Raw genomic sequence first — 13,166 nt, 5'->3', positions numbered from 1 at the left:
GAGATAGGCCTGAAGGGGGGCGTTTCGGGAAGACTGCAGCGGCAGCCTGCAAGCCGGCTTTAGTTCTCAATACCTGAGTTGTAGGAGGCGGGCGTGACTGCGTTATTGTTCGAGCTGCCGAACGTGGGAGGATCCGAGGCGATGGAATCCTTTGTATCGCTAAAAACCGAGGAGCTTGCACTTGCACTCACCGGGTTCACTTGAGAATTGCTGCTCGCAGTAAGGTTCGTGGTCGGCAAATTTCCACCGACGGGTGCCAGTGTTGCACCCGCGGACTGCCCATTGGAGGAAACGGGCACGGCCGACGTATTATTGTTGTAGTAGTCGCCAGAGGTTTGGTACGTCCCCGTTCCGGGAGGTGGCACGCGAGTCATATTTTGCATCGGAAAACCGCTGGCTCCCGCTTGGCAGCCACACAACACGCAGAGACTGAGTACCAACAGGCTGAGCGCAAAGATCAACTGCCGTTTCGCTAGCGATTCCAGACAGGAATCGACGCGAGCAGCCGTTTGCAGCCATGCCACCTGCAGACTTTCCTCTTCCCTATTCATGTCCATATTCGATCCCTGACTTCTCAGATCGTATCATTCAAACGAATACACCCTTGACCATTCAGGCTTGCCGACTCGGCAACCTCGCCCAGCTCTGGAAGCGAGCCTTCTGCTAGGCTGCATTCGTAAGGGCGATCGCTCAGCGCGCGGTGCGCAAGTGAACTCGATCACGCAACCTGCGTCCCGTTCCCAGTCTCTGCCTGGGGACAAGTCGACTTAGCGCAACCCAAGGGATGGGGCACTAAACCACTAGGCCATATCCGCGAAGAGTAGCTGGTTTGGGCCAGAATTCCAAGAGCATTCTCAGTGACAAGCAAACGAGGGTAGAAAGTGAGTCGTGGGGGCCTGAGCTATCGTGGACCACTCCTCAACAGCGAAACGCGTTTAGAGGCCGGTCATGGTACCCGTGCTGGATGCAAAACGATCCGCCTCGATCCCCATTTCCTGGATGGCAGAGACGAATAGGTTAGGCAGCGGATAATTATTGGTGCGATCGAAGGCCAAGTGCTTACCGTGTTGATGCCTTCCTCCAGCAAACAAAACGGGCATGTTCTTGTTGCTGTGATTGGATGCATTCCCCAAATTGCTCGTAAGTAGAACCTGGGTATTGTCCAGTAGACTACCGTCCGCTTCATCCGTTGCCGCTAGGTCTCGCAGGAAGTCGGTCCAGCCGGCAATGAGAGCCGTTTCGACCAGCGTCAGCTGCTCAATTTTTTCGTCATCGAGTCCGTGGTGACTCAAATTGTGATACCCCTCGTCAACTCCTTCAACGGGAACGATGCCACCCGCACCACCAATATGGAACGTGATCAACCGAGTGGAATCGGTCTTGAGGGCAAGTCGAATCACATCCTGCATCGTATGCTGCCGGGCGACGAGATCGTTCGGATTGGAAACATCCACTGGAGGACGCTCGTCGATTTTCGGCTTGGGGCGAAGAGCCCAACGCTCGGATTCCGCCATGCGTTTTTCTAAATCGCGAACGCTCGTAAAGTAGGCGTCGAGGCGATCGCGATCTATCGCTCCCAATTCGCGTTGGAGCCGGCGGGCGTCCTCTGCCACCAAGTCCATGATGCTGCGTCCCTGTCGCACCCGCTCGGCTTGTTGCGTTCGCTTCGCTTCGGAATCGTCCACAAAGAGTTGGTTGAACAGCTTAGCGGGTGACGACTCGGCGGGGATCATTGATCCATTCTCGGTGTAGGATGGACTATTGCTGCCGCCCGCGCTGAGTACGAGCGAAGAGAACCGCGTTGCCTCGCCCAATTGCTTCGCGAGGTACTGGTCGATGGAGATGGTATTGCGGGCACTTCCGGAGCTGCCAATTGGAGCAGCGGTTAAGATACTGGCCTCGGCGCGGTGTCCCCCAGTCACCCCAGGGTGGGAAGCACCGGAGATGATCGTAACTCGATCACGAATGTCTTGGAATTCTCGAGCATAAATACTGGGACTGTAGTCGCGGCCAGCTTGCTCGGGAACCAAATTCTCCTCGTGCAACCCCAGGCTGAGTGACATGGCCACAAATCGCTTGGGAGTAGCTGCTGCCGGGCGAGCCACCGCCCGTTCCATGGCACTCAGCCAAGGGAGGGCAACCGCTACGCCAGCACCACGCAGGATGGTGCGGCGGGGCAATCGGCGGTTCACGAACGTTGGGGGCTGAGGCTTCATTGCGAAGAGGTCCTGTTTATTTGGTCAAAAAGGGTTCGCTACAAACGACCGCTTCTAAAATTGAACGCATGCCGTAATCGTGCTGACTGGCGTCTTGGACGATGCCTTCGACGGCGGCACGATCGGCAAAGGAAACAGGCGCACCGGAACCGTACGTCAAGAATTGACGCGCCAAATTTCTCGCTACTGGAATCGGATCACGCGATATGATCCGTCTGAATGCTTCGAAATCGTCAAACGGCTCGCCCTCAGCAGTCACGTAACTCGGATCGACTTTGGGCCCCTTTTTCGAGCGTCCCTGGCGCGGGTAAAACTCTCGCCATCCGCCTGCTGGATCAAAGTTCTCAAGGGCGAATCCAGGCGGATCGATCTTCCTGTGGCAGGAGGCGCACTCCGCGTGATCGCGATGCTGCGCCAGTTGCTCCCGGATTGTGGTGGCACCACGAATATCAGGCTCAATGGCCGGTACACTCGCCGGTGGCGGTGGAATGGTATTGCCGAGCAAGCGATTGGCAATCCAAACGCCGCGCAGCACCGGTGACGTATTCGTTCCGTTGGCAGTCACCTTGAGCACTGCTCCTTGGGCCATCAACCCACCACGGTGGTACTGCGGCAATAGTTCAATCCGCCGAAGGTGATCGTGTTGAACATCCGGGATGTTGTAGAAGCGAGCTAGCCGGCTGTCCAGGAAAGTGAAATCGCTGTCCACCAGACTGCGAACATCAAGATCTTGTTCCAACAGCTCTTGGAGAAACGCATGGGTTTCTCGGAGCATTGAATCCTGGACGATCGGATCAAAGGTTTTGTACATGCGTGGATCGGGCTCGGTAAAACCGATATCGCCTAGCTCAAGCCATTCTCTGGCGAAATTGACGATGAAGTCCTGCCCGCGAGGTGTTGCCAGCATGCGGCGGACCTGCTGCCGGAGGATCTGCGGATTCTGGAGCTCGCCAGCGGCTGCTAATTCCATCAACGTCGAATCGGGCATGGAGCTCCAAAGAAAATAGCTCAACCGATTTGCAATTGCGTAATCGTCGAGTCGCCCGGGCAACTCTTGCAGATAGAGAAAGCGAGCTGAGCAGAGGATGGCTCGATAGCTGGCGCGTAGCGCTGCAACGAAATCACTCTTCGCGTACGTGGTTTCAAAGATCTGCTCGTACAGAAGCAGGTCCTCAGCATTCACCGCTCGGCGAAAGGCGCGTTGGGCAAATTCGAACAGGAGCGGACTCGCAATTTGAAGAACTTCCGCGTGATCGGAAGTAGGAAGTCGGACGACTCCAGCGGAGTTTGTTTTTCCAGGCTTGCCGGGCTTGCCGGGCTTTACGACCAAATCTCCGAACAGAGCCTTTCGGACTTGCGGATCATCGGCGTGTCGGTGAATGCGTTCGACCACCATTCCGCCCAGTTTGATTCCAGGGACATTCTGCTTGCCCCCTTCTCCGTTCGCCGCCTGCCCTCCCGCAAATTTTGCCAGTTTCAATGTGCGGTCACCCGGACGAATCTCCAGCATGTGTCCAGCAGGCAACCATGCCTCAACCGTGACCTCCCTGGGAGTTTCCTCCGCCTCGAAGGAGGCCACCCAAGACATCAGCGGGGAACTGGAAACACACGCACCCGACCGAACCGTGCACCAGACACCATGCTCGTTCGGTTTGTTTAACGAGGAAACCTCGAAACGAAAGCGGTACCATCCGTCAACCTTGGCGGTGGTGGCTGGCACTCGACCGTAAAATGCAAGTCCCGAGGACCAGACAACCGCCGCTCCGTCGATGTATTCAGGCTCTCGAGTTCGCGCGCGGGTTCGCGATATCTGTTGCGCAGTTAGCTCTCGCATCCAGTAGTCATCGAGAGACAGTGCGCGGCGGAAGGCCTCGTCTAAGGCGAGATCCACGATGGCAAGATGCTGCTCCAAGTCATAGTGCGACATCGACTGATACTCGGCCAACGTACTGAAATGACCAGTCCGCGCGGGCTCCGGCATGTGCGATTGCAGTGGGATGTCGATGCCCAGTAAATCCTGGAGCGTTAATTCCAACTGATGATTGGTCAGCCGGCGGGCGGGCACTCTACCAGCCGCGCGATGTTGCTCATGGAGCGTAGTTGCAATCCATTGTTCAGTGGATATGAGAAACAACTCAGCCTGATCCTGTTCAACGGATCCGTAGTCGGCAGGCGGCATTTCCCCCGATCGCACACGATCGTATATCCGCGTCCAGCGACTGGTCGCGTCTGCCGCTGTGAGGTCTGGTGGCAATTGCTGCAGATCCAATCCGGCCTCCGCACCTTCGCCCGCATGGCAGTCGTAGCAGTGCTCTTGGAGAAACTCGACGGTTGGGATGGGTGCCGCGGCCCAAACCGCTGCCAGCTCGCCGAGAATGGGATACACAGCTAGCGCTAGGGGCAGCATGAAACGGCAAGCAGATGGCATGGACAAAGCTCTCCGTAGAGTGGCGGTTTTGCCAAATTGGGAGGTGTTGGGAGGGAGCACCCTTCCATTGTAATGCAGGCCACCAAGACCAGCGACATGGAATATGCCGCGTCTTTCGGGGGGTATTCGGCAACGCTACGTCGCCCAAGCCGCCCTACAGCAATCGCGAATCGTCGATTCGCTGAGTCTCGACGCGACATTGGTCGTTACGCTTCGAATTCGCGCAGGGGGCTGCTCGCATCGGCAAAGCCAGTGAGCGGCAGTACCAAGATTTTCCCGTCTCCCATCCGTCCGCTGCGGGCCACGTCGTTGACCCGTTGGATCACTTCTTCCACGCGAAAGTCCTCCACCCACATGGTGATCTCAACTTTGGGGAGGAAGGCTTGGCCGTACTCGCTGTCATTGTAGTTCTGCAAATAGTTCTTTTGCCGCCCATAACCTTTGACTTCACGGACCATCAATGCCTCCAGCGGAGCCATGCGCAAATTCTCAAGAACGCGTTCAGCCAGATAGGGGCGGACGACGGCAATTACTTGTTTCATAGAATTCATGCATGTCGTTGAAGTTGGAAAGCACAAGTCGCAAGACTCTGGGGAACTCGCACATGCTTGCGATTATAAACAAATGCTGTAACTTGGCAGCGGAACGCCTCACTTGAGACCACTTATGGAAAAAACTCCTCCAAGATTAACAGATATGCCACGATTGGGTGGAGCCTACGTCGTGACTCTGCCGCTTCACGTGAGCGATGCGACCTATTCAGAACTTGAGAGCAGTTTATCGGCCGAGGAACGATCGCGAGCGAGTTGTTTTTTATCCGATGAAGTTCGCCGGCGGTTTGTCGTCTGTCGTGGTCGGCTACGGCAAACGCTAGGAACGTTGCTTGGAATTGCCCCGCATGCCGTCCAATTCCACTACGAGCAGTGGGGAAAGCCCAAGTTGGCTGGCGTGCAAGCGGCAAAGAGCGGAGAGCCCCTCCATTTTAACGTGACGCACTCCGGGGATTGGGCGGCAATTGCGATCGCTGCCACTCCGATTGGCGTCGATCTTGAAATGCTAAAACCTTCCTTCCGCCATCGCTCTGTGGCGGGACAAGTCCTCTGCAAGCAAGAGCTGGCTGCGTGGGAAGCCGTAGCGGCGCGAGAGCGTGACCACGAAATGCTGCGGCTGTGGGTCTGCAAGGAAGCACTATTGAAGGCGCTCGGACTGGGCATCGCCGAAGGCTTGCAACAGATCGAATTCCCATTGCCAATCCCCACTGCAGCAAGCTTCCATCCTCAAAACATTGATTCAGCGTTACAATTGCATCTCGATGATGATGGGACCTGCCGCATGACTGCGTGGACCGACCGAGCGTCATGGCGCTTGCAGCTCTTGGATCTCATCCCGGGCGGAGTGGCCGCAATAGCCACCTGGCGCAGCGTGACACAGTTCAGCTGCCACTCGTATTAATCACCCCGAAAGATGTAGTGTGAGCGAACGGATTGCAAAGCTACTAGTCCAGTTTCATCTTCCCATTTTGCTCCTGGCGCTGATCTTTGCGTTGCTGAGTTGGCCCATTTCGCGCCAGTTGCAGTTGGATTGGAAGGTGGACGGCATGTTCCCACCAGGACATCCACTGGTAACCTCCTATTATCAATTGCAAGAACGCTTTGGCGGGAACCAAGTTGCGTTGGCGGTCTACCGCGATCCAGAGTTGTGGGACAAGTCGGGGGCTGGGCTCGAGCGTTTGGCGGCGATTAGCGACCGGGTCTCCAGCGTTCCCGGGGTTTCGGCAGTCCTGAGCCTAGCTGAGCTCCACGAAATTCTTGAGACCTTGCGAGGTCCGCTCCAGTTGTTGAATATCGGTGGGCCGCGTCTACCGCCATTGTTGGATCCAGACGACGAATTGGCGCAAGCGTTTGCCGAAGTTTTCGCTGGCTATACGCATCAGCCCAATAGCGAATATGTGGCCATTGCCTGTTTGCTCGCCCCGCCAGACACCCTGGAAGAAAGCTCCACGCAAGGCTGGAGTTCCCGCTCGGCACCCCATGCACCCGCGGCCGTCGATAGCAAAGCCGGCATGCAGCATCAGCAAACCATCGAGTCCTTGCGGGCTGTCATGCTCGATCTCCCCTCGCCCGCCTCCGAGGGTTTAGTGACGGGGGAACCGGTGCTCGTGCATGACGGTTTTCAAATGGTGCAACGCGATGGCTGGCGACTCGGCGTAATCAGTTCGTTGCTGTTGCTGGTGGTGCTGTTGGTCTGCTTTCGTTCGCTGCGTTGGACTTTGATTCCCATCGTGGTCGTGCACTGGTCGTTGCTGAGCACTCAGGCCATTCTGGTGTTGCTTGGTCTCAACCTAACGATGGTCAGCAGCACCTTAACGGCAATCGTCACGGTCATCGGCGTGGCCACCTCGGTGCATCTCCTCTTAAAATTCCAGCAGTCCCGCCGCTCTGGGGCAACTCGCCCAGAAGCCTTGACGGCTACCTACGCAACGTTGCTCGCCCCCGTCGCGTGGGCTTGCATCACCGACGCAGTTGGTTTTGCATCGCTCATGACCGCCGATGTGGGCCCAGTGCGAGACTTTGGGTTGATGATGGCTATCGGCTCCCTCATGGTATTGGTTGCCATTGTGCTCGTCGTACCAGGCTTGGCTTTGCTGGGACGCTGGGATACCGATCCGCATACGCCCAAGCTGGATCTGTGGGTGCGCCTAATGTTGCGCAGAATCCTAGAGTGGATCTTGCCACATCGCCGAGTGGGAATCGGGATATTATTGGCCATCACAGCCTTCGGACTGTTCGGCAGTTTACGCATGCGAGTGGAAACCGATTTTACAAAGAATTTTCAAGCGAGTAGTCCCATCGTGCAGGGATACGAAGTGATTGAGCGAGAACTCGGGGGAGCTGGCGTGTGGGATTTAATGCTCCCCGCACCTCGCGGTATCTCGAATGAATACATTGCACAGATTGATGCACTTGAACAGGAGTTGCGAGCGTTGCGTGTGGATCGCCAGGAGGAATCGCTGGCGCTGACCAAGGTGCTGAGTATCGCCGATGCTGACCTCGCCAGTCTTTCGGGCGCGCTGCTCAAAAATCTACCGATCAGCGCTCGACTCGAAGGCATGCGGCGAGCCATGCCGGAATTTACCGGCGCGTTACTCTCACCACTCCCAGATGCGAGCGGCCATCGTTGGCTAAGGATCATGCTGCGCAGCCGCGAGCGTGCATCGGCCGCGGCTAAAGATGAACTGATTCACGCGGTTTCGAGGAAAGTCAGGGATTTCACCCATCGCCCCGCTTGGTTGGAATTGTTCGATGCACCTCCGCCGGAGTCCGTCGTGGCTGGCTATCATGTGATGTTGGGCGCACTCGTCTCCAGCCTCTTGCAAGACCAATGGACTTGCTTTCTGTATGCCACCCTAGGCATCTTCGCGGTGATGACTCTGGCAACTCGCTCCCTGGGGCTCGCCCTGGCGGCCATGGTTCCCAACGCGTTGCCAGCTCTGCTCGTGCTGGGGACAATGGGATGGTTGGGGATGCCCGTGAACATGGGAGCTGCGATGATTGCGGCGGTATCATTAGGATTGTCGGTAGATAGTTCAATCCACTATTTGCTCCACTACCGTCGCCGGCTGCGCGCAGGCGACAGACCGCTGAAAGCACTCCGTTCGGCCCAAGAGAACGTCGGCTTGGCGGCCGTCTTAGCAACTTTGGCGTTGATTGCCGGGTTCGTCAGCCTGACGACCAGTGAGTTTGTCCCCACGGTCGTTTTCGGGACCCTGGCTAGCTTGACCATGCTAGGCGGGTTACTTGGTAACTTGGTAGTCCTGCCAATCTTGATATCCCCTAGATCTTAGCCATGAAGGAAGTCCATCACATGTCAACGCTTGAGCAACGGCAGCTGGGAAAAACGGGATTATGCGTGACACGGCTAGGCTATGGGAGCATGGGCCTGCGTGGTCCGAACACCTGGGGTATCCGGACCGTCTCCGATGAGGCTGCAGAGCGAGTGTTGCATGCCGTGTTGGATGCCGGCGTGAACTTCATCGACACCTCGCCGGACTACGGTGTGAGCGAAGCCAGAATCGGACGTTTTCTTAGTTCGCGGCGTGGCGAATTCACTCTGGCAACGAAATGTGGCTGCGATCCCATTCAACATGCCGACACCTTAGAAATCCGACACACCTGGACTGCGGATACCGTGCGACGCAATCTGGAAACCAGTCTCGAACGCTTGCAAACCGACCATATTGATCTCCTGCAATTTCATGGTGGAGATGCTGCCACCCTGAAGCAAAACGGCCTGATCGAGGTGTTGCAAGGATTCCGTGAGCAGGGAACAGTCCGCGCGTTGGGAGTGTCGACGAAACTCCCGGAGATTACGGATTTGCTCAAATTGGAGATTTTTGACGCATTCCAACTGCCCTACGCCTGTGTTGCCCCGGAGCATGCGGCCTGCATGGATGAAGCCGCGAGACAAGGGGCAGGTGTTATCGTCCGTGGTGGGATCGCCCAGGGAGGCCCCGATGCAGAGATACAACGTCCAGCAGTGAATGCCGTCTGGGCCGCTGCAAAATTGGATGAACTCTTGCCCGCCTCTATGTCGCGAGCAGAATTCATCCTGCGTTACACCCTATCGCATCCGCATTGCGACACGGCCATCGTGGGGACTTGCAATTTAGAACACTTTGCTGAAAACGTGGCGGCGGCCAAAGCGGGAGCCCTCCCCGGGGACTTGTATGCTGAAATCACCCGGCGAGTGCAGGAAATCACTGGGGCCGGAAGAGAGTCCTAAACGCAAGCCGTCGCATCCGCTAGGTTGGGTTTACTGCGTCGGGCTCTTCAACTGGTATCCTCAAAGCAACTGGCATGCAAGTACGCCGCCCTTGGTGCAATCCGTGGTCTACTTATCACCGCGGGGATCGACCCGGACGAGCTTCATAATGCGTCCCGAGACGTTCCAGTCCTGGACATAGAGATTGCCTGCTTCGTCCCAGTAAGAGCCATGGGTGCCACTGAAAACCCCTTCGACCCATTCGGCTTGAGGCACATTGAAGCTGCCTCCCTTGGCCGGATCGGGGTTGTGTCCCAACACGGCGATGATCGTGTTGGATTTGTCCAGAATCACCAGTCGGCCTTGCAAGTCCGGAACCGAGACGTAGTCCCCTTGGATGGCAACCGAAGTTGGCATGCCCAACCCCGTCACGACCTCTTCGATGAACTGGCCATCCAAATCGTAATGCACCAAGCGGCCTTTGGGTTCATGATTGCGATCACAGATGAGCAAGCGATTGGGTTCGTAGCGGGTATCAAGGGTCATTCCGTGAGCGGTGTTGAACTCCCGGGTCTTATTGCCCTTGGTGCCAAAATGCATCAGGTACTTGCCGCTCTTATCGAATTTGAAAATGTGGTTGCTGGCGTATCCGTCCGACAGGTAAATATCACCATTCTTGGCCACGGTAATGGCAGTGGGGTTGAATTTCTTCAGCTCCAACCCTGATTCTCCCGGGAAGGGAAGATGGAGGACGATTTCACCAGTGCTAACCTTGAACTTGATCCCTTCAGCGTTGGCATTGCGCGCTCCATAGATGTACTCTCCATCCTCTTCTTGGCGAATCTCCATGTCATGGATGTTTGAATACTGATCTCCCAGGTAGGAATGGATTACCTTGCCGTCGGGTGAAAAGACGAACACGCCCGCCTTTGCACTGGTGTAGATATTGCCCGCTTGGTCGATGACCACCGAACCATGGGTAGAGCCAATCGCAGAAGCTCCATCGGGACGCAGGCCCCAACCTGGGACCGTATCAAACGTCATCGCACCACAGCCCATTCGCACGGCAGCAACAGGTGTGTCTGCAGCCCTAGCCGGACAGCTTAGAACCGCTGTCAAGCAAGCGGCAATTAGAGTTGATGAAATTCGCATGGCGATCGCCTCATTGGTGATGGAATTGGGAATAGTTATAGGTTAGGAAGATTGACAATGGATGGCCGACCGAGCGGCACAGGCGGCCCGAGTATACGCGAAAATGGCACTATCCGTAGCAACGGAACTCTTCTTCTTCCCGGGGGTGTGGCGCAAAAGTCTCGAATACCACAGGGAATTGGAATACAATTGAGGACCTGCTATGCCATGCCAACTGGATAGGATCATAACATGCATCAATTGCCCCAACACTACCTTCTCTGGTTGCTGGTAGGCCTCACCTCGAGCACCGCGGCTTTCGGACAATCCAGGAGCAGGCGGTTTCGCGAGGGAGAAGAGGTGCAGTACCAGAGCGGCAATTCATGGCGCGAAGGGGTAGTGCTGCAAGTTCAGGGGAAGAAGGTTGGCGTAGAATACTTTCTCGGCAATCAGACGCGACAAGTCGTCGTCGATTCGGGCAGTGACAAGTTGAGATACCCATGGGAAGAGAAAGTGATCTCTCCCATGCGATTATGGAGTGACGAGTCCAAGCAGTTCTCGGTTCGCGCCGCAGTCATGGCCTTCAAGGGAAAAGATGTCTTGCTCTACAAAGAGGAAGATGGCGCCGAACTCGCCGTCCCCATCGACAAGCTGAGCGAGTCCGATCAGACGTTTCTCAAAATGCTGAAATCTAAGGTGGGACCAGAGATTGCCTGGCTACCAGATCTAACGGTGTTTCAACAGAATGCAACTGCCTTCGGAGCAGCGGTGTGGAACGAAGCACAGGACTTGAGCGAAATTCCTCCCGATGCTCCGCCTGGGTTTGCCAGCATGCCGATGAAAGGAGTCGCCTTTCCGAAAGCACATTTTTTCGAATCGCTTGTGCGGCTGGAACCGATCGGCGGAGCGGATGGCTGGATGGTTGCTGGAACCATGGACAGCCATGGCGATCAGCCAAGCCGCGTACTTTGGGCAGCACTAGCACAAGAGAAAATCAACCGCCTGCAATTGCTCCCCAGCGGGGAACGCGTGGCAGCCGTCGCCCCGAGGAATCGGTCTTTACTGACGACCAATAAGGAGGGAACGCGTCTCACGCTCTGGACTGCAGACCCAACTCTCGAAGTGCCGGAAGCTCGAGTCTCCTGGAAAAGCGAAGTGGAACGCATGCACGGCAGTCAGGGCACCCTTGCCGTAATTGTCGCGCCCAATCGGGTGTTGCATCAATGGGGAAAGCAGAAGTTCGTCGTCTGGGATACCGATGCCCATCGTGAATTATATCGGGTTGAGCAAGAGTCATTCTTCGGTGCTCAGCTTGTACTGAGTCCTGGTAAAAAGTACTTTGCCTTGCCCGAAGATGAACGTGTGCGAATTATCGAAGCCGCTACGGGCAACACGCTCGCAGCGTTACCCGTGGAAGGTGGTAGGACCGCTGGTGTCGGATTCAATGCAGATGGTACGAGACTGGCTGTGCTCACGCGTTCACAGCTAGCTATCTGGGAAGTCGGTTCCTCACTTCCACCCACGCGACTGAGAGCAGACGGAATTGGCACTCCGTTCTCAGCGACGGTGGAATGGGTGGACGATACGACCTTGTTGATCGATCGTGAAGTTCTGTACGACACGCGCCATCAACTGCCGGTCTGGAACTACAGGATTGATACTAGCCAGGTCCAAACGGATTCGTGGGGAGCAAAGACCCAAACCGTCATGGGAGACAAGCTCTGCTACGCGGTCAATATTCGTGGGCAACAAGCTCAGTTTGTCATCGGTGCTGTAGAGCTACCAGGGCCGGGGGTCCGGGAGGCGGTCGAAGGACTCGATCCGGAGAGCCTCTATATCATTCGCCCAGGGCACGCGGTTGGCTTGTCCATTCAGTGCGGTGAATACGATACAGAAGTTCGAAATGCACTGATGCAACAAATTGAGGACAACGACTGGGTTTACGATGCAAATTCGACAACGATTCTCAAAGCTGAAATGGGGCGCAGCAAACCACAAACAGTAACCTATCGCTCGATGATAGGACGTGGCGGTGGCGAACACTCAATTTCCGTTACGCCCTATTTTAGCAAACTAGAAGTGATGTACGGAGATGTGGTTGCGTGGCAAACCGGCGGCGGTTCGGGACTCCCCCAAACCATGTTCTTAAAGGATGGCGAATCGGCACAGCAAAAAGCAGACTCGATGCAAAAGCCGATGCCTCAGCTGTTTAGCACAACCGACATTCCCGAAAAGCTATTTGATCCCGCCAAGAAAAAAGGGATTGGTTCGAGTGTCCTGGGCGCCCGCGGCCTCGTCCCCCAATAATGCAATCGTTGGCGACCATTGCTGGTGGATATTCCACCAGCGGATAGGGCAACGCTGGCCTTGAGTCCATGCTCAGGGCCCAGCGAACGCTAGCAGAAATCACGTACGGTCCGCCGACGAGGACTTACCGCCCGCATGCAATGCTGGAAAACAGCGAACGCCCCGCACGTGCATTATCTGGTACAGGCGATGAGATTCGGAATGCGTGCAGATGGTATCAGGAAGTGCGAGAAAGTCAGCCTAGTCGCGCATTGTGGCCAGCTCCAGCTTGGATTCGACCTCGTTTGCGGTCTGCTCCACGACAGCGTTGGGCTCGCCCGCAA

The 13,166-nt window shown here is 56.2% G+C and carries 9 protein-coding genes; 4 read left to right on the top strand and 5 right to left on the bottom strand.

All coding sequences use genetic code 11. The annotated features are described in order from the left end of the window. Nucleotides 1-59 precede the first annotated feature (59 nt). The 4 genes from Q31a_RS08235 to Q31a_RS08220 form a co-directional block, all read right to left on the bottom strand. Complete coding sequence (locus tag Q31a_RS08235) at nt 60-551, bottom strand: hypothetical protein (RefSeq protein WP_145076494.1); 492 nt, start codon at nt 549-551, stop codon at nt 60-62. A 384-nt stretch (nt 552-935) separates the two neighbouring features. Further along, complete coding sequence (locus Q31a_RS08230) at nt 936-2,216, bottom strand: DUF1552 domain-containing protein (RefSeq protein WP_145076492.1); 1,281 nt, start codon at nt 2,214-2,216, stop codon at nt 936-938. Nucleotides 2,217-2,232: 16 nt separating this feature from the next. Further along, a complete protein-coding gene (locus tag Q31a_RS08225; protein WP_231691120.1) occupies nt 2,233-4,644 on the bottom strand; it encodes a DUF1592 domain-containing protein in 2,412 nt (803 codons plus the stop codon). Between the two features lie 206 nt (nt 4,645-4,850). After that, on the bottom strand, nt 4,851-5,186 hold the full coding sequence (locus tag Q31a_RS08220; protein WP_145076490.1) for a P-II family nitrogen regulator: 336 nt from the start codon (nt 5,184-5,186) through the stop codon (nt 4,851-4,853). Between the two features lie 154 nt (nt 5,187-5,340). Between Q31a_RS08220 and Q31a_RS08215 the strand changes: the two genes are divergently transcribed. Genes Q31a_RS08215 through Q31a_RS08205 form a run of 3 tightly spaced genes read left to right on the top strand, consistent with a single transcriptional unit; the run spans nt 5,341 to nt 9,426 of the window. Continuing rightward, nucleotides 5,341-6,096 carry a 4'-phosphopantetheinyl transferase family protein gene (locus tag Q31a_RS08215; RefSeq protein ID WP_197356455.1) on the top strand — a complete coding sequence of 252 codons (756 nt, stop codon included), beginning with the start codon at nt 5,341-5,343 and terminating at the stop codon, nt 6,094-6,096. 19 nt (nt 6,097-6,115) lie between these two features. Beyond that, nucleotides 6,116-8,488 carry an efflux RND transporter permease subunit gene (locus tag Q31a_RS08210; RefSeq protein ID WP_145076486.1) on the top strand — a complete coding sequence of 791 codons (2,373 nt, stop codon included), beginning with the start codon at nt 6,116-6,118 and terminating at the stop codon, nt 8,486-8,488. Nucleotides 8,489-8,508: 20 nt separating this feature from the next. After that, nucleotides 8,509-9,426: an aldo/keto reductase gene (locus Q31a_RS08205; protein WP_231691119.1), complete on the top strand. Its 918-nt coding sequence runs from the start codon at nt 8,509-8,511 to the stop codon at nt 9,424-9,426. A gap of 108 nt (nt 9,427-9,534) precedes the next feature. Here Q31a_RS08205 and Q31a_RS08200 read toward each other — a convergent pair whose 3' ends face one another. Continuing rightward, on the bottom strand, nt 9,535-10,557 hold the full coding sequence (locus tag Q31a_RS08200) for a 6-bladed beta-propeller (protein WP_145076482.1): 1,023 nt from the start codon (nt 10,555-10,557) through the stop codon (nt 9,535-9,537). Nucleotides 10,558-10,788: 231 nt separating this feature from the next. On the opposite strand from Q31a_RS08200, the gene Q31a_RS08195 reads away from it, so the two are divergent. Next, nucleotides 10,789-12,843, top strand: coding sequence for an SHD1 domain-containing protein (locus Q31a_RS08195; RefSeq protein WP_145076480.1), 2,055 nt, complete (start codon nt 10,789-10,791; stop codon nt 12,841-12,843). Nucleotides 12,844-13,166: the final 323 nt, after the last annotated feature.

This window comes from Aureliella helgolandensis, from assembly GCF_007752135.1.
Taxonomy (GTDB): Bacteria; Planctomycetota; Planctomycetia; order Pirellulales; family Pirellulaceae; genus Aureliella; species Aureliella helgolandensis.
The sequence above is the reverse complement of the archived record's forward strand: the minus strand, read 5'-3'. Positions and strand labels throughout refer to the sequence as shown.

Bases quoted from the DNA above. Each gene is read 5' to 3' on its own strand.
- Q31a_RS08220 (WP_145076490.1), bottom strand. From the start codon at position 5,186: ATGAAACAAGTAATTGCCGTCGTCCGCCCCTATCTGGCTGAACGCGTT.
- Q31a_RS08235 (WP_145076494.1), bottom strand. From the start codon at position 551: ATGAATAGGGAAGAGGAAAGTCTGCAGGTGGCATGGCTGCAAACGGCT.
- Q31a_RS08205 (WP_231691119.1), top strand. From the start codon at position 8,509: ATGTCAACGCTTGAGCAACGGCAGCTGGGAAAAACGGGATTATGCGTG.
- Q31a_RS08195 (WP_145076480.1), top strand. From the start codon at position 10,789: ATGCATCAATTGCCCCAACACTACCTTCTCTGGTTGCTGGTAGGCCTC.
- Q31a_RS08230 (WP_145076492.1), bottom strand. From the start codon at position 2,216: ATGAAGCCTCAGCCCCCAACGTTCGTGAACCGCCGATTGCCCCGCCGC.
- Q31a_RS08215 (WP_197356455.1), top strand. From the start codon at position 5,341: ATGCCACGATTGGGTGGAGCCTACGTCGTGACTCTGCCGCTTCACGTG.
- Q31a_RS08225 (WP_231691120.1), bottom strand. From the start codon at position 4,644: ATGCCATCTGCTTGCCGTTTCATGCTGCCCCTAGCGCTAGCTGTGTAT.
- Q31a_RS08200 (WP_145076482.1), bottom strand. From the start codon at position 10,557: ATGCGAATTTCATCAACTCTAATTGCCGCTTGCTTGACAGCGGTTCTA.